This window comes from Burkholderia sp. AU30198 (assembly GCF_020419825.1).
Taxonomy (GTDB): domain Bacteria; phylum Pseudomonadota; class Gammaproteobacteria; order Burkholderiales; family Burkholderiaceae; genus Burkholderia.
The window spans coordinates 12,507-29,594 of sequence record NZ_JAIZSA010000006.1; the positions used below are offsets into that span (position 1 = coordinate 12,507).

Genomic DNA, 17,088 nt, shown 5'->3' on the forward strand with positions numbered 1-17,088 from the left:
CATGTCAGCCTCCTCCCCCGCTTCCACGCACGCCGGTAGCCCGTTCGCGGCCTGGACCGCCGCGTTCGGCGACTGGGCCCGCACTGACGGTGCCGCGTGGCTCTACCTGTTCAAGGCGCTGCTCGCCGCGTTCATCGCGACCGGCGTGTCGATGCGGCTCGACCTGCCCGCACCGAAGACGGCGATGACCACGGTGTTCATCGTGATGCAGCCGCAAAGCGGCGCGGTGCTCGCGAAGAGCTTCTACCGCGTCGCCGGCACGATCTTCGGGTTGATCGCGACGCTCACGTTCGTCGGGCTGTTCCCGCAGCAGCCGCAGCTGTTCCTGCTGGCAATCGCACTGTGGATCGCGCTGTGCACGGCCGGTGCCGCACGCAACCGCAACTTCCGCAGCTACGGCTTCCTGCTCGCCGGCTATACGACCGCGCTGATCGGCCTGCCCGCGTCGCAGCACCCGGACGGCGCCTTCATGAGCGCGATGACGCGCGTGTCCGAGGTCATCATCGGGATCGTGTCGGCCGGCGTCGTCAGCGCGCTCGTGTTTCCGCAGTACACGGGCGAGCAGATGCGCACGACGGTCCGCAAGCGCTTCGGCAGCTTCGTCGACTATGTCGCGTCGGCGCTGTCGGGCCAGCTCGACCGCGCGCACATCGAGACCATTCATACGCGCTTCGTCGCCGACGTGGTCGGCTTCGAGGCCGCGCGCAGCATGGCGGTGTTCGAGGATCCCGGCACGCGCATGCGCAGCGGCCGCCTCGCGCGGCTGAACAGCGAGTTCATGAGCGCGTCGAGCCGCTTCCACGCGCTGCACCAGTTGATGAACCGGCTGCACGCGGCCGGCGCGCAAGCCGCAATCGACGCGATCGAACCGTATTTCCGTGAAATCGCGCCGCTGCTCACGCGCAACGGCGAACCGGTGCGCACGTCGGTCGACGCCGCGCACGCGGCCGAGCAGCTGCTCGCGTGGCGCGACGCGCTGCCGCGCCGCATCCGCGCGACGCGCGCCGAACTCGAAACGCGCCCGGACTTCCCGCTGCTCGACTTCGACACGGCGGCCGAATTGCTATATCGCTTCATCACCGACCTGCAGGAATACGCGGCGACCTACGCGTCGCTGTCGAGCGCGACGCACGAGCGTGAACGCTGGATCGAACGCTACGAGCCGCGCACCAACATGACGGCCGCGCTGATCGCGGGCATCCGCACCGCGGTGGTGATCCTCACGCTCGGCTGGTTCTGGATCGAAACGGCCTGGCCGAACGGCGTCACGCTGGTGCTGACGGCCGCGGCGACCTGCGCGCTCGCGTCGTCGACGCCGCGCCCGACCGCGATGTCCGCCCAGATGGGGATGGGCACGGCGCTGGCCGTCTGCACCGGCTTCGTGCTGATGTTCGGGATCTATCCGCGGATCGACGGCTTCGTGCTGCTGTGCGTGGCGCTCGCGCCGCTACTCGCGATCGGCATCTACATGACGCTGAAGCCGAAGCTCGCAGGCTACGGAATGGGCTACCTGATCTTCTTCTGCTTCCTCGCGGGCCCGGACAACATCACGCATTACGATCCGTCAAGCTTCATGAACGACGCGCTCGCACTCGTGCTGGCAATGCTCGTGTCGGCGATCGCGTTCGCGGTGCTGTTCCCGCCGACCGCGCCATGGCTGAAGAAGCGCCTGTTCGCGGACCTGCGCCATCAGGCCGTCGCGGCCTGCCACGCACGGCTCGCCGGCCTGCGCACACGCTTCGAGAGCGGTGCGCGCGACCTGATGCACCAGGCGCACACGCTGTCGGCCGACCAGCCCGACGTGCAGCGTGACGCGCTGCGCTGGATGTTCGCGGTGCTCGAGACCGGCAACGCGACGATCGACCTGCGCCACGAGCTGGCGGCGCTGCCGTCCGACCCGCGCTATGCGCCGGCGACGCCGTGGCGACGCGCGATCGAGACGATGCGCGCCGCGCTGTCGTCGCTGTTCACGAAGCCGGACGCCGCACGCTTCGACGCGACGCTCGCCGCGGTGAACGACGCGATCGACGCGACCCGGCAGACGCTCGACGCGTTCACGCCGACGCGTGAAGAACGCCACCGGCTGCAGCGCATCCTGAGCCACCTGCATTTCGTGCGCACGGCGCTGCTCGATCCCGAATCGCCGCTCGATGCGCTCAACCGAAACCGCGCCACGACCGCGCGCACCCAACCCGGAGCCTCGTCATGATGCCGCGTGAAATCGCCATTCTCGATGCCTACATGCCCACGGTGGTGCTGATGTTCGTCATCGGCGCGCTGGCCACGTGGGCCGTCGATCGCCTGCTCGCCTACACGGGCCTCTACCGTCTCGTCTGGCACCCGTCGCTGTTCCGGGCCTGCCTTCTCGTCTGTATTTGCGGCGGACTGAGTCTTGCCGTTTATCGTTGATCCAGAACCATCATGATGCTCAGAAAACTCTTCGGCTTCGTCGCGACCGCCGTCATTCTCATCGTCGCGATCCTGATCGGGCGCTCGCTGTGGGTGCACTACATGGACGATCCGTGGACGCGCGACGGGCGCGTGCGCGCCGAGATCGTCAACGTCGCGCCGGACGTGTCGGGCGCGATCGTCGAGCTGCCCGTGCATGACAACCAGCTCGTCAAGAAAGGCGACCTGATCATGCAGATCGACCCGTCGCACTACCAGATCGCGGTCGAGCAGGCGCAGGCGGCCGTCGCCGCCCGCCGCGCGGAACTGCAGATGCGCCGTGACGACGCGGCCCGCCGCGCAGACCTCGACGCGCTCGTCGTGTCGAAGGAAAACCGCGAGAACGCCGCGCACAGCGCATCGAGCGCCGACGCGCAGTACCAGCAGGCAATCGCCGCGCTCGACGCCGCGAAGCTCAACCTCGAACGCACGCGCGTCGTTGCGCCGGTCGACGGCTACGTCACGAACCTGCAGACCTTCAAGGGTAACTATGCGGTCGCCGGCCAGGCCAAGCTCGCGATCGTCGACAGCCACTCGTTCTGGGTCTACGGCTACTTCGAGGAAACCAAGCTGCCGCGCGTGAAGATCGGCGCGCCGGCCGAAATGCGGCTGATGAGCGGCGGCGTGATGAAGGGCCACGTCGAGAGCATCTCGCGCGGCATCTACGATCGCGACAACCCGCAAAGCCGCGATCTCGTCGCCGACGTGAACCCGACCTTCAACTGGGTGCGCCTCGCGCAGCGCGTGCCGGTGCGCATCAGGATCGACGAAGTGCCGGCCGACGTGGTGCTGTCGGCGGGCACGACCTGCACGGTCATCATCGATCCCGACAAGCAGAAGAAGTCGTAATACCCGAACGGCCGGGCGCGCTCAGGCCGCGATACGAAAGCGCCCGACCAGCGACTTCAACGCCTGCGCCTGCTCGTCGAGCGCGTTCGCCGCGGCGGCCGCCTGCTCGACGAGTGCCGCGTTCTGCTGGGTGCCGGCGTCCATCTGCGTGACCGCGCGGCCGATCTCGTCGATCCCGGCGCTCTGCTCGTCCGATGCGGCGGAAATCTCGCCGATGATGTCGGTCACCCGCTTGACCGCGCGCACGACGTCACCCATCGTGCGGCCCGCATCGTGCGCGAGCGCCGCACCGTTCGCGACGCGCTCGACCGACGCGCCGATCAGCGCACGGATCTCCTTCGCCGCGGTCGCCGCACGCTGCGCGAGCAGGCGGACCTCGCCCGCCACCACCGAGAAGCCGCGCCCCTGCTCGCCGGCACGCGCCGCCTCGACTGCCGCGTTCAACGCGAGAATGTTGGTCTGGAACGCGATCCCCTCGATCGTGCCGATGATGTCGCGGATGTTCTTCGCGCTGTCGTCGATCTCGCTCATCGTCGCCACCACACGCCCGACGACTTCCCCACCCGTCTCCGCAACGGCCGACGCATTGGCCGCGAGCGCGCTCGCCTGCCGCGCATTCTCGGCGTTCTGCCGTACGGTCGACGTGAGCTGCTCCATGCTGGCCGCGGTGCGTTCGAGCGCGACGGCCTGCTGCTCGGTGCGCTTCGACAGATCGAGGTTGCCGGTGGAGATCTCGCCCGATGCGGCCGCGATCGCCTCGGCGCTGACGGCGATCTCGCCGACGGTCGCCGCGAGCCCCGTCTGCATCTCGGCCAGCGCACGCACCATGCTGTCGCGGTCGTGCCGGCCCAGCTCGATCGGTCGCGTCAGGTCGCCGCGCGCGATGTCCGCGGCGATCGCCTTCGCGTGCGCGGGCTCGCCGCCGAGCTGCGACGCGAGACGGCGCACCACGCGCTCGGCGATCACGATCGCGAGCACGATCAGCGCAGCCGTCATCGCCGCGATCATCGCGAACGACGACGAGAAAATGGTGGCGGACGCATCGAGCGTGGCCTTCGACTTCGCGCCGCGCGTCTTCACGAGTTCGGCAACGAGTTTCTCGAGCTTGCCGGTCTCGACCAGCAATGACACGTCCTGCGTGCCGACCTGCCAGTTCATCTGCGACAGGTCGAGCGGCTGCGCGCGCACGAGCGCGACGAAATCGCGCAGATGCGTGCTCCACGTGCCGACCGCCGTCGAGAATGCACGCAGCCGCGCCGAATCGTCGACGTCGCCCGGATCCGCGTAGCGCTGCAGCGTGCCAAGCGCCTGGCCGATCGACGCGAGCCCCGCGCCGACTTCGGCGCCCAGTTCGTCGCGCTCCTTCGCGGTGGTCGCCGTCAGCAGCATCTTCTGGGCACGGCTCGCGCGCAGCACTTCGGCCCGAACCTCCTCGGCCGCGCGGCTCGCGACGTGGCCCTGCTCGTAGACCGACGCGATCGACGCGTTCAGCCGGCTGATCTGCCACAGCGAAAACACGCCGATCGCCAGCGTACCGGCGAGCAGGATCGCGAATGCGGCGCGCAATGTCGCCTTGACGGTCCACGGCCGGCGCTCGCGACGCGCCGCGCGCGGGCGCCGGGCGGCGCGACCGGTGGCAACGTCGGGTGCGGCGGCGGCCGCACCGGGCTGTGGATGCAAAGATGCTGCTTTCATCGAACTATCCCCGTATGGATCACGCGGCCGGAAAGGTCGGTCCCGGCGTTCCCGCGATGGCTGGCCATGCCGCGCGTCCTGCGCCCGCACGGCGGATAGCCGGTGCCGGGCGCGGCGCGCCTGTTGTCATTGGGTCGTTCTACGGCCGCCACCGCCGTTTCTTGAGTCCGGTAAACCACGCACCGGCCCAGGGCGCTCGCCCCTGCAGACGGGCGGGCGCGCCGCCAGCGTTATACCCGGTCAAAAAAACAGGCATCGGCCGATCCGTCGGATGAATGTCCGATTCACGACAAAACTTGTCCTGACATTCTCAATACGCCACATTACACTTCTTTGACGCAGCAACGATTCAAGACGCGCCGATCCCCAGCAGAGCGCGCCCGCCACCTCAACTCGTTCAGCTCTCACATGGAAACCAGCCTCGACACCGGCTCCGCCGGCGCAGCCGCCACCCAGCCCTCCGCGCCACCCGTCGCCCGCACCGTCTACCCGGTGCTCGGCGCGATCAGCTTCTCGCACATGCTCAATGACATGATCCAGTCGTTGATCCTGGCGATCTATCCGATGCTCAAGAGCCAGTTCGCGCTGTCGTTCGCGCAGATCGGCCTGATCACGCTCACCTACCAGATCACCGCATCGCTGCTGCAGCCGCTCATCGGCCTCTATACCGACAAGCGTCCGAAGCCGTATTCGCTGCCGGTCGGCATGGGCTTCACGCTCGCGGGGCTGCTGCTGATGTCGGTCGCACCCAATTTCCCGATGCTGCTGGTGGCCGCGGCGCTCGTCGGCTGCGGCTCGTCGGTGTTCCATCCGGAATCGTCGCGCGTTGCGCGGATGGCGTCGGGCGGCCAGCACGGGCTCGCGCAGTCGGTGTTCCAGGTCGGTGGCAATGCGGGCTCCGCGCTCGGGCCGCTGCTCGCCGCGCTCGTGATCATTCCGCACGGCCAGCACAGCATCGCGTGGTTCTCGGCGGCCGCGCTCGTCGCGATGATCGTGCTCACGCAGATCGGCCACTGGTACAAGAAGCATCCGTCGATGAAGAAGAAGGCCGCGGCAGCCGGCCACCCGACGCTGTCGCGCGGCCGCGTGCTCGGCGCGATCGGCGTGCTGGTGCTGCTGGTGTTCTCGAAGTACTTCTACCTCGCGAGCATCAACAGCTATTTCACGTTCTACCTGATCGACAAGTTCCACCTGTCGGTGCAGGCCGCGCAGATCCACCTGTTCGTGTTCCTCGCGGCCGTGGCGGCCGGCACGCTGATCGGCGGGCCGGTGGGCGACCGGATCGGCCGCAAGTACGTGATCTGGGTATCGATCCTCGGCGTCGCGCCGTTCACGTTGCTGCTGCCGTACGCGAACCTGTTCTGGACGACCGTGCTGACCGTGATCATCGGCGTCGTGCTGGCGTCGGCGTTCGCCGCAATCCTCGTCTACGCGACGGAACTGATGCCGGGCAAGGTCGGGATGGTCGCGGGACTGTTCTTCGGCTTCGCGTTCGGCCTCGGCGGTGTCGGCGCGGCCGTGCTCGGCCAGCTCGCCGACGCAACGAGCATCACGTTCGTCTACAAGGTGTGCTCGTTCCTGCCGCTGATCGGCGTGCTGACGATCTTCCTGCCGAACCTCGAAAGCAGCCGGCGCAAGAAGGCGTGACGAACGACCGGCCACCGCGTACATGCGGCGGCCGGTCGAACGGCTCGAATGAAGGAATGAAGAGAACGGCGGCGGCTTCAGGCCGCCGTCGTTGCATGCAGCGTCAGGAAACGCTTGAGGATGCCGGACGAATAGCTGCTCGCGATCGCCGACAGAAAGTGCGAGAACGACTGCGTCGCGTGGTCGTCGGCCGTATCGGAGATCGTGCGCACGAGTGCGAACGGCACGTCGTGCTCCGCGCACACCTGCGCGATCGCGGCCCCTTCCATTTCGACCGCGAGCGCATCCGGCAGCGCGTCACGCAGCGTGACGACCTCGCGCTCGCTCGACACGAAGCGGTCGCCGCTGATGATGAGCCCCGCGTGCAGCGTCGCACCGGCCAGGCCGAAGCGCGCGGCGAACTGCGCGCCCTCTTCCGCGACGAATTGCGTGCACGCGGCCCGCAAGCATGCCGTCAGCGCCGCGTCGGTCGCGAAACGCGTGATGCCGAGCAGCGGCACCTCGTAGCGCGGAAAGAGCGGCGAAGCGTCGAGATCGTGCTGCAGCAGCGTATCGGCCACGACGACATCGCCGACGCGCACCGTGCGCGACACGCCACCCGCGACGCCGGTGAACACGACACCCGCCACGCCGAACACGTGGATCAGCGCACTGACCGTCGCGGCGGCCGCGACCTTGCCGACCCGTGCGAGCGTCACGACGCAGGCCGCGCCATGCACGGTGCCGACGTGATAATCGCGGCGGCCGAGCGTGACCGTCTGCATCGCGCCTTCGGCACGCATCGCGGCGATCAGGTCGCCGAGTTCCTCGGGCAGCGCAGCGAGAATGCCGAGCGGACGAGCCGCAGGCGTCACAACGTTGTCGATGCCCATCATTCCACCGCCTGCAGTTTCGCGACCGCGAGTGCAAGCCACTTCTCGCCGTGCCGCTTGAATTTCACCTGCGCCTTCGCATCGGTGCCGTTGCCTTCGAGCGCGGTGACCGTGCCTTCGCCGAACTTGGTGTGGAACACCTGCTGGCCGACCCGGAAGCCGGTATCGGCCGCGCGCTGCTTGTTCGCGAACGCGGGCAGCGGCGCGGACACGGCCGGGTCGACGATCTGCTCGCGGCTGCCGCCGCCCGGCCGTGCGAACCAGTCGCGCCCGTACCCGGCGTTGTCCGACCGCCCGCCCCAGCGCGAACCGGCCTCGACCTTCGGCGTCAGCCACTTGAGCACATGTTCGGGCAGCTCGTCGAAGAAGCGCGAGCGCACGTTGTAGCGCGTCTGGCCATGCAGCATCCGGCTCTGCGCGAACGACAGGTAGAGCCGCTCCTTCGCGCGCGTGATCGCGACATACATCAGCCGGCGCTCTTCCTCGAGGCCGTCCGATTCGAGCACGCTGTTCTCGTGCGGGAACAGCCCTTCCTCGAGGCCCGTGATGAACACGGCCGAGAATTCGAGCCCCTTCGCCGCGTGCACCGTCATCAGCTGCACGGCGTCCTGCCCAGCCTGCGCCTGGTTGTCGCCGGCCTCCAGCGACGCATGCGACAGGAAGCCGGCGAGCGGCGTCATCGTGTCGGGGTTCTGTGCCGGGTCGGCGGGCGATACCGGATCGAGCACGTCGACCGACGGATCGTCCGTCGCGGTGCCGAGCTCGGGCGCCGCGATCGCGCCCGCGCGCAGCGGGATCGAACGGGCCGGCGTGTCGAGCCCGTAGCCTTCCTCGGCGATGAACGCGGTGGCCGCGTTCACGAGTTCCTGCAAGTTCTCGAGACGGTCCTGGCCTTCGCGCTCGCCCTGGTAGAAATCGGCAAGACCGCTGGCGCGCACGATGTGTTCGACGGTGTCGGGCAGGTTCATCTGCTGCGTATCGGCGCGCATCTTCGCGACCAGGTTCGCGAACCCGCCGAGGCTCGTGCCGGCCTTGCCCGTCACGTAAGGAATCGCGGCGGCCATCGAGCAGCCGTACAGGCGCGCGGCGTCGGCGAGCTGCTCGATCGAGCGCGCGCCGATGCCGCGGGTCGGGAAGTTCACGACGCGCACGAATGCGGTGTCGTCGTTCGGATTGTCGATCAGGCGCAGGTACGCGAGCGCGTGCTTCACTTCCTGGCGTTCGAAGAAGCGCAGGCCGCCGTACACGCGGTACGGAATGCCCGACGACATCAGCGTGTGCTCGATCGAGCGCGACTGCGCGTTGCTGCGGTACAGGACGGCCACTTCACTGCGCGCCATTCCGGTGTTGATCAGCGAGCGGATCTCCTCGACGATCCAGCCGGCTTCTTGCGAATCGGTGCTCGCCTCGTACACGCGCACGGGTTCGCCGTGGCCCGCGTCGGTGCGCAGGTTCTTGCCGAGACGGTGCGCGTTGTTCGAGATCAGCTGGTTCGCCGCGTCGAGGATGTTGCCGTGCGACCGGTAGTTCTGCTCGAGCTTGATCAGGTTGCGCACGCGGAATTCGTCTTCGAAGTCGCGCATGTTGCCGACGTTCGCGCCGCGGAACGCGTAGATCGACTGGTCGTCGTCGCCGACCGCGAAAATCGCGTTCTCGCCGCCCGCGAGCATCTTGAGCCACGCGTACTGCAGCTTGTTGGTATCCTGGAACTCGTCGACGAGGATGTGCTTGAACCGCGCCTGGTAGTGCGCGCGCAGCGGCGCGTTGTACGCGAGCAATTCGTAGCAGCGCAGCAGCAGCTCGGGGAAATCGACCACGCCCTCGCGCTGGCATTGCTGGTCGTACGCCTGGTACAGCTCGACGAACTTGCGGTTGAAGTTGTCGGACGCGTCGACCTTGTCGGGGCGCAGCCCCTGCTCCTTCGCGTTGTTGATGAAGTACTGCACGTTCTTCGGCGGATACTTCTCGTCATCGACGTTCGCCGCCTTCATCAGCCGCTTGATCGCGGACAGCTGGTCGGCGGTATCCAGGATCTGGAAGGTCTGCGGCAGGCCGGCGTCGCGCCAGTGCGTGCGCAGCATCCGGTTGCACAGGCCGTGGAACGTGCCGATCCACATCCCGCGCGTGTCGATCGGCATCATCGCCGACAGGCGCGCCATCATCTCGCGCGCGGCCTTGTTCGTGAAGGTGACGGCGAGCACGGTGGGCGGCGACGCGTAGCCCTGCTGGATCAGCCACGCGATGCGGGTAATCAGTACGCGGGTCTTGCCGCTACCCGCCCCTGCGAGGATCAGCGCCGGTTCGTTCGGCAACGTGACGGCGGCGAGTTGTTCGGGGTTCAGATTGGCGAGCAGATCGGGCATGGAGCGGCAGCGGACGGGCGATAAAAATGCGGACCCGACATTATAAGTCGGCCGCGACGCTTGCCGTCCGTGATCGAGCAAACCTGCTGCAACGGTCGCAGAATGCGCCGATGTGAGGTCCGCAATAGCCGGCAAATATCAATGCGTGGATGCCCGCCGACTCGCCATCAATATCGATGCATCGATAACGGTGACTGACCATCAATATCGATGCATCTATAATTGTCAGATTCGGCATCTAGTTCACACGCATTTTTCGGCAGATTTCCACTATGAGCGACAACACGCTTGCGAAGAGTTTCGAGCCCCACACCATCGAGTCCCAATGGGGGCCTGAGTGGGAAAAGCGCGGCTACGCGGCCCCGGCATTCGACCCGGCCCGCCCCGATTTCTCGATCCAGTTGCCGCCGCCGAACGTGACGGGCACGCTGCACATGGGCCACGCGTTCAACCAGACGATCATGGACGGCCTCACCCGGTACCACCGGATGCTCGGCGAGAACACGCTGTGGTTGCCCGGCACCGACCACGCGGGGATCGCAACCCAGATCGTCGTCGAGCGTCAACTCGACGCGCAGGGCGTGTCGCGCCACGACCTCGGCCGCGAGAAGTTCGTCGAGCGCGTGTGGGAATGGAAGGAAAAGTCGGGTTCGACGATCACCGGCCAGGTGCGTCGCCTCGGCGCGTCGCCCGACTGGTCGCGCGAATACTTCACGATGGACGACAAGATGTCGGCCGCCGTGCGCGACGTGTTCGTCACGCTCTATGAACAGGGCCTGATCTATCGCGGCAAACGCCTCGTCAACTGGGATCCGGTGCTGCTGACCGCCGTGTCGGACCTCGAAGTGGTGAGCGAAGAGGAAAACGGCCACCTGTGGCACATCCGCTACCCGCTCGTCGACGGCTCGGGCTCGCTGACCGTTGCCACGACCCGCCCGGAAACGATGCTCGGCGACGTCGCGCTGATGGTCCACCCGGAAGACGAGCGCTATGCGCACCTGATCGGCAAGCTCGTCACGCTGCCGCTGACGGGCCGCGAGATCCCGGTGATCGCCGACGACTACGTCGACCGCGAGTTCGGCACGGGCGTCGTGAAGGTCACGCCCGCGCACGACTTCAACGACTACCAGGTCGGCCAGCGTCACAAGATCGCGCCGATCGAGATCCTGACGCTCGACGCGAAGATCAATGACAACGGCCCCGAGCAGTATCGCGGCCTCGACCGCTTCGACGCGCGCAAGGCGATCGTCGCCGACCTCGACGCCGAGGGTTTCCTCGACTCGGTGAAGCCGCACAAGCTGATGGTGCCGCGCGGCGACCGTACGGGCGTCGTGATCGAGCCGATGCTGACCGACCAGTGGTTCGTCGCGATGACGAAGCCGGCGCCGGAAGGCACGTTCAACCCCGGCAAGTCGATCACGGAAACGTCGCTCGACGTCGTGCGCAACGGCCAGATCAAGTTCGTCCCGGAAAACTGGACGACCACCTACTACCAGTGGCTCGAGAACATCCAGGACTGGTGCATCTCGCGCCAGCTGTGGTGGGGCCACCAGATTCCCGCGTGGTACGGCGAGAACGGCGAGGTGTTCGTCGCCCGCAACGAGGAAGAAGCGCGCGCGAAGGCTGCCGCGAAGGGTTATGCGGGCGCGCTGAAGCGCGACGAAGACGTGCTCGACACGTGGTTCTCGTCGGCGCTGGTGCCGTTCTCGTCGCTCGGCTGGCCGAACGAAACGCCTGAACTGAAGCACTTCCTACCGTCGTCCGTGCTCGTCACGGGCTTCGACATCATCTTCTTCTGGGTCGCCCGGATGGTGATGATGACCACGCACTTCACGGGCCAGGTGCCGTTCCACACCGTGTACGTGCATGGCCTCGTGCGTGACGCGGAAGGCCAGAAGATGTCGAAGAGCAAGGGCAACACGCTCGACCCGATCGACATCGTCGACGGCATCGACCTCGACACGCTGGTCGCGAAACGCACGACGGGCCTGATGAACCCGAAGCAGGCCGCGACGATCGAGAAGAAGACGCGCAAGGAATTCCCGGACGGCATCGCCGCGTTCGGCACCGACGCGCTGCGCTTCACGATGGCATCGATGGCAACGCTCGGCCGCAACGTGAACTTCGACCTCGCGCGCTGCGAAGGCTACCGCAACTTCTGCAACAAGCTGTGGAACGCCACGCGCTTCGTGCTGATGAACTGCGAAGGCCACGACTGCGGCAGCGACAAGCCGGAAGTCTGCGGCGCGGGCGATTGCGGCCCGGGCGGCTACCTCGACTTCTCGGCGGCCGACCGCTGGATCGTGTCGCTGCTGCAGCGCACCGAGGCCGACATTGCGAAGGGCTTCGCTGATTACCGCTTCGACAATATCGCCAGCAGCATCTACAAGTTCGTGTGGGACGAATACTGCGACTGGTATCTCGAACTCGCGAAGGTGCAGATCCAGAACGGCACGCCGGAACAGCAGCGCGCGACGCGCCGCACGCTGCTGCGCGTGCTGGAAACGGTGCTGCGCCTCGCGCACCCGATCATCCCGTTCATCACCGAAGCACTCTGGCAGAAGGTCGCGCCGCTGGCGGGCCGCTATCCGCAGGGCAAGGCCGAGGGCGAAGCGTCGCTGATGACGCAGGCGTACCCGGTCGCGAACCTGCAGAAGATCGACGAGGCGTCCGAGCAGTGGGCGGCCGACCTGAAGGCGATCGTCGACGCGTGCCGCAACCTGCGCGGCGAGATGAGCCTGTCGCCGGCCACCAAGGTGCCGCTGCTTGCAGCCGGCGATGCCGAGCGCCTGCGCTCGTTCGCACCGTACGTCCAGGCGCTTGCACGCCTGTCGGAAGTGCAGATCCTCGCGGACGAAGCAGCGCTCGACAAGGAAGCGCACGGCGCGCCGATCGCGATCGTCGGGCCGAACAAGCTGGTGCTGAAGGTCGAGATCGACGTTGCAGCCGAACGCGAACGTCTGTCGAAGGAAATCGCGCGCCTGACGGGCGAGATCGTGAAGTGCAATGCAAAGCTCGGCAACGAGGCATTCGTCGCGAAAGCGCCGCCGGCCGTGGTCGAACAGGAGCAGAAGCGCGTCGCGGAATTCCAGAGCACCCTTGAGAAACTGCGCGCGCAGCTGGATCGGTTGCCTGCGTAACAAACCGCAAGGTCGTTTGCGTTCACTATAATGCGGGCGTGAACATAAACCGTCTGACAAATCGATTACAGGAATAAAGGTTCGATCATGTTGAAAGTCACCAAGGCGGTATTCCCTGTTGCCGGTCTCGGCACACGCTTCCTCCCGGCAACGAAGGCAAGCCCGAAGGAAATGCTGCCGGTCGTCGACAAGCCGCTGATCCAGTACGCAGTCGAGGAAGCGATCGCCGCCGGCATTACCGAGATGATCTTCGTCACCGGGCGCAGCAAGCGCGCGATCGAGGATCACTTCGACAAGTCGTATGAAATCGAGGCCGAGCTCGAGGCGCGCGGCAAGGAAAAGCTGCTCGAGCTCGTGCGCAGCATCAAGCCCAGCCATGTCGACTGCTTCTACGTACGCCAGCCGGAAGCGCTCGGCCTCGGCCATGCGGTGCTGTGCGCGGAAAAGCTCGTGGCCGACAACCCGTTCGCGGTCATCCTTGCCGACGACCTGCTCGACGGCAACCCGCCCGTGATGAAGCAGATGGTCGACGTGTTCGACCACTATCACAGCTCGGTGATCGGCGTCGAAGAGATCCCGCCGTCGGAAACGAAGTCGTACGGGATCGTCGACGGCAAGGAGTGGGAGGAGTCGATCGTCAAGATGTCGGCGATCGTCGAAAAGCCGGCGCCGGAAGTCGCGCCGTCGAACCTCGGCGTGGTCGGCCGCTACATCCTGAAGCCGCGGATCTTCCAGCACCTGCGCGCGCTGAAGCCCGGCGCGGGCGGCGAGTTGCAGCTCACCGACGCGATCCAGTCGCTGCTCGCCGATGAGCAAGTGCTGGCCTACAAGTACCAGGGCACGCGCTACGACTGCGGCAGCAAGCTCGGCTACCTGAAGGCGACGGTCGAATTCGCGCTGCGCCACTCGGAAGTCGGTGCGGACTTCGACGCGTACCTGCGCACGCGCGGCGGCGCGCACCCGGCCGACTGAACGCGGCCAGGGCACCAGGGCTCACTCCGGTGAGCCCGCCCTCACCTCACCGGCCGCCGCTCAGCGCGCGTTGGCCGGCTTCACCGAGACGACGCCCGGCATCCCGCCCGCGTCGTCTTTTTTCGTCTTGACGAGCCAGCCGCCGCCGTCGCCGAAGGGCACCTTCGCGAGCGCGCTCTTCACGAGCGCCGGCGCGGCCTGCTGCGTGCCGGGATCGCGATCGCGCAGCGCCGCCGATACGCGGTAGACGTCGGCGCCCGATTTCGCGTCGACGAAACGCAGCGTCAGCACATGGCGATATACGCGGCCCATGAACGGCAGCGCGAACGGCGCCGGCCCGTCGACCGTCACGCATGCACTGCTCGCGGCGCCACACCCGTCGGCGCTCGCCGCGACCGAGGCCGGCTGCGTCGCATACGCGATCGACAGCCGGTAGTGCGCGGCCGCGAGCGGCTTCGCATCGAAGCCGCGGTGCGCGAGTTCGTCGCGCACGAGCGTCTCGATCTGCCGGTATTCGGCATCGTCGGCCTGCGCGGCCGTCCGCACGAAATCGTAACCGTGCGCATCGGCGGCGAACGCGTTCGGCTGCCCGACCGCACTCACGCCGCTCGTCACACCGGCGCAACCCGTCAACAGCGACGCCGCCAGCGCGGTCGCTGCCCATTCCTTTCTCATGGCTTTCCCCAAATGCCTGCCGTCGCACCCGGCCCTGTCAGGCGGACGGCTCGTCGATCGCAGGCAGCGACACCGTCACCGCGGTGCCGACACCCACCTCGCTGTCGACCGACACGCTGCCCCCATGGCGCGTGACGACCGTCTTCACGAATGCCATGCCGAGCCCGGAACCCGAGATCTCGGGCCGCTCGCCGGCATGGAACCGCTTGAAACGCTCGAACAGATGCCGCTGATCTTCCGGCGCAATGCCGTATCCCCGATCGCGAATCGTACAGAACATCCGTTTCGACGCGTGCTCGACCGCCAGCGTACACGTGATCACGGTACCGGACGGACTGTATTTGACTGCATTGTTCAGCAGGTTCACGAACGCGCGCGTGATCAGCGAGCGATCCGCGCGCACCCAGCACATGTCGGTGCCGACATCGGTGTCGACGCGGATGTGCTTCGCCTGTGCCTGCGGCCACACCTCGTCGCTCGCATCGATCAGCACGTCGACGAGGCTCGTCACGTCGAGCTGGTACACCTGCGACTCCGCGCGCGCCAGCTGCACGAACTCGTCGGCCAGCGACAGCGCGCGATGCGCATAGCGTTCGATCCGCGCGAGGAGCCCGCGCATCGCGTCGGTCTCGGCGCGGTCGCGTTCGATCTCGACGAGCGCGAGAATCGACGCCTGCGGCGAGCGCATGTCGTGCGACAGCAGGTGCAACGCTTCCTCGCGCTGCCGCTCGGCCGCGTGCAGTTCGGTCACGTCGACGAGACCGGCGATCCAGCCCGTCACGCGGCCCTGCGCGTTCGTGCAAGCCGCGTAGCGTAGCAGATGGTCGAGCCCGTCGCGATCGCGCACCTCGATGCCGCGGGCCATCGCGTCGTGTTCGGCCTCGAGCGTCGGGTCGAGCACGGCCGGCCAGTGCTCGCGGATCGCCACGTCGTGTTCGACGTTGCCGTCGACGGTCTTCATGAACGTCAGCTCGCCGAGCGCGGTGCGCAGCGGCCGCCCTTCCGGCAACGGCAGCGCGAGGCGCGACCCGTAGCGCTTGGCCGCATGGTTCGCGATCAGCACGGTGCCGGCCAGGTCGGTCACGAAGATCGGCTCGGGCATGCTGTCGAGGCTGTCCCACACGAAGCGCTTCATGTCCTGCACGCGCTGCGCGGCTTGTGCCATCAGCGCCATCTGCCGCTCGAGCACGTCGCCGCCGACGCTGCGCGTGCGCGGCGCCTCGGGCAGCAGGTGCGGCTCGTCGGCGAGCCGCTGCAGCTCGCGGCGCAAGTACGACATCGTCATTTCGAGGCGCCGCCAGTTCCAGATCGGGTAGACGGCGACCAGCCCGAAGATCGCGGGCGCCGGCGACAGCCAGATGCGTGCCGCGAACAGCAGCGCCATGCTCGCGACGACGGCGAGCGCGGCGAGGCTCAGCGTCAGCAGCAGCGCGCGCCACGGCGACAGCATCAGGAAGCCGCCCAGCAGCGCGGCAAGCGGCAGCAGCGACGCGGCGAACAGCCCGGCGCGCGACGCGGGCGAGATCGCACTGCCGGTCGCCAGCATGTCGAGCACGTTGGCATGGATATACACGCCGGCGAGCGGCCCGAACTCGCCGGACACGGGCGTCGCGAAGCGGTCGTACAGCCCCGACGCCGTCACGCCGACGACGACGATCTTGCCGCGCAGCGCGTCGGGCTTCACGCGCCCTTCGAGCACGTCGTTGAACGACAGCGTCGGATAAGCGGGCGTGTTGCGGCTGAACGGGATCAGGTAGCGGCCCTCGCCGGCCGCGTCGCGCGACAGGTCGTGCGCGTGCGCGCCGGGTGCACCGCCGACCGGATGCAGCCGGCCGCCCTGGATCGCCTGGTACACCGGCACCATCAGTTGCGGCCAGCGCACGCGGCCGTCGCTTTCGAACAGCGCAACGCTGCGTACGATGCCGTCGCGGTCGACTTCGAGATTGATGTGGCCGAGCCCGACCGCGCGCGCCGCGAGCGCGGCCACCGGCGGATCGACCGCGCGCGTGCCGTCCGCCTGCTCGGGGCTCAGCAGCACGGGCAGGAAGGTCGGTACGTGGCTCATCGCATCCGCGAACGCGCGATCCTCCGGCGACGGTTCGGTAAACAGCACGTCGTAGACGACGGCAGCCGGCTGCGCGCGCGCCAGCGTATCGAGCAGCCGCGCATGCACGTCACGCGGCCATGGCCAGCGGCCGAGCGCGGACACGCTCCGGTTGTCGATGTCGACGACGACCACGTCGGGCGACAGCGGCAGGCTGCGCAACATCAGCAGCCGGTCGTAGATCAGGCCGTCGACGCTTCCCGACAGGCGGCCGAGCGCGCATACGAGGATCACCGCGATCCCGAGGCAGCCGATCGCGATCCATTCGATCAGGAAGCGGCGGCCGAGGCCCCGCCGCGGGGAAACGGAGTCGGGTTTCATGC

Annotated in this window: 11 protein-coding genes; 6 read left to right on the top strand and 5 right to left on the bottom strand. The window is 67.4% G+C overall.

Annotated features, from left to right (window positions below; translation table 11 throughout):
* Position 1 precedes the first annotated feature (1 nt).
* The 3 genes from LGN19_RS15020 to LGN19_RS15030 are packed head-to-tail and all read left to right on the top strand — an operon-like array spanning position 2 to position 3,297.
* Positions 2-2,209, top strand: coding sequence for an FUSC family protein (locus tag LGN19_RS15020; protein ID WP_226215620.1), 2,208 nt, complete (start codon positions 2-4; stop codon positions 2,207-2,209).
* Complete coding sequence (locus tag LGN19_RS15025) at positions 2,206-2,409, top strand: DUF1656 domain-containing protein (protein ID WP_043182522.1); 204 nt, start codon at positions 2,206-2,208, stop codon at positions 2,407-2,409. The genes LGN19_RS15020 and LGN19_RS15025 overlap by 4 nt, the downstream gene beginning before the upstream one ends.
* A gap of 12 nt (positions 2,410-2,421) precedes the next feature.
* Positions 2,422-3,297: an HlyD family secretion protein gene (locus LGN19_RS15030; protein ID WP_043182521.1), complete on the top strand. Its 876-nt coding sequence runs from the start codon at positions 2,422-2,424 to the stop codon at positions 3,295-3,297.
* Positions 3,298-3,318: 21 nt separating this feature from the next.
* Here the strand turns inward: LGN19_RS15030 and LGN19_RS15035 are convergent, their stop codons facing one another.
* On the bottom strand, positions 3,319-4,992 hold the full coding sequence (locus tag LGN19_RS15035) for a methyl-accepting chemotaxis protein (protein WP_226215622.1): 1,674 nt from the start codon (positions 4,990-4,992) through the stop codon (positions 3,319-3,321).
* Positions 4,993-5,400: 408 nt separating this feature from the next.
* Here LGN19_RS15035 and LGN19_RS15040 point away from each other — a divergent pair, with 408 nt between their 5' ends.
* Positions 5,401-6,639, top strand: a complete 1,239-nt coding sequence (locus tag LGN19_RS15040; protein WP_122945130.1) for an MFS transporter — start codon at positions 5,401-5,403, stop codon at positions 6,637-6,639.
* 77 nt (positions 6,640-6,716) lie between these two features.
* Here LGN19_RS15040 and LGN19_RS15045 read toward each other — a convergent pair whose 3' ends face one another.
* Both LGN19_RS15045 and LGN19_RS15050 read right to left on the bottom strand, forming a co-directional pair.
* Positions 6,717-7,514, bottom strand: coding sequence for a 5'-methylthioadenosine/adenosylhomocysteine nucleosidase (locus LGN19_RS15045; protein ID WP_174961319.1), 798 nt, complete (start codon positions 7,512-7,514; stop codon positions 6,717-6,719).
* Entirely contained in the window at positions 7,511-9,874 is a 2,364-nt protein-coding gene (locus tag LGN19_RS15050) for a UvrD-helicase domain-containing protein (RefSeq protein WP_122945128.1), read from the bottom strand. Before LGN19_RS15050 ends, LGN19_RS15045 begins: the two co-directional genes overlap by 4 nt.
* A 272-nt stretch (positions 9,875-10,146) precedes the next feature.
* Here LGN19_RS15050 and LGN19_RS15055 point away from each other — a divergent pair, with 272 nt between their 5' ends.
* Entirely contained in the window at positions 10,147-13,014 is a 2,868-nt protein-coding gene (locus tag LGN19_RS15055; protein WP_226215625.1) for a valine--tRNA ligase, read from the top strand.
* An 87-nt stretch (positions 13,015-13,101) separates the two neighbouring features.
* A complete protein-coding gene (galU, locus tag LGN19_RS15060) occupies positions 13,102-13,986 on the top strand; it encodes a UTP--glucose-1-phosphate uridylyltransferase GalU (RefSeq protein ID WP_122945126.1) in 885 nt (294 codons plus the stop codon).
* A 60-nt stretch (positions 13,987-14,046) separates the two neighbouring features.
* Here galU and LGN19_RS15065 read toward each other — a convergent pair whose 3' ends face one another.
* Together LGN19_RS15065 and LGN19_RS15070 are read right to left on the bottom strand one after the other, a co-directional pair.
* Positions 14,047-14,661, bottom strand: a complete 615-nt coding sequence (locus LGN19_RS15065) for a DUF4136 domain-containing protein (RefSeq protein WP_122945125.1) — start codon at positions 14,659-14,661, stop codon at positions 14,047-14,049.
* 37 nt (positions 14,662-14,698) lie between these two features.
* A complete protein-coding gene (locus LGN19_RS15070) occupies positions 14,699-17,086 on the bottom strand; it encodes a CHASE2 domain-containing protein (protein ID WP_226215627.1) in 2,388 nt (795 codons plus the stop codon).
* Positions 17,087-17,088: the final 2 nt, after the last annotated feature.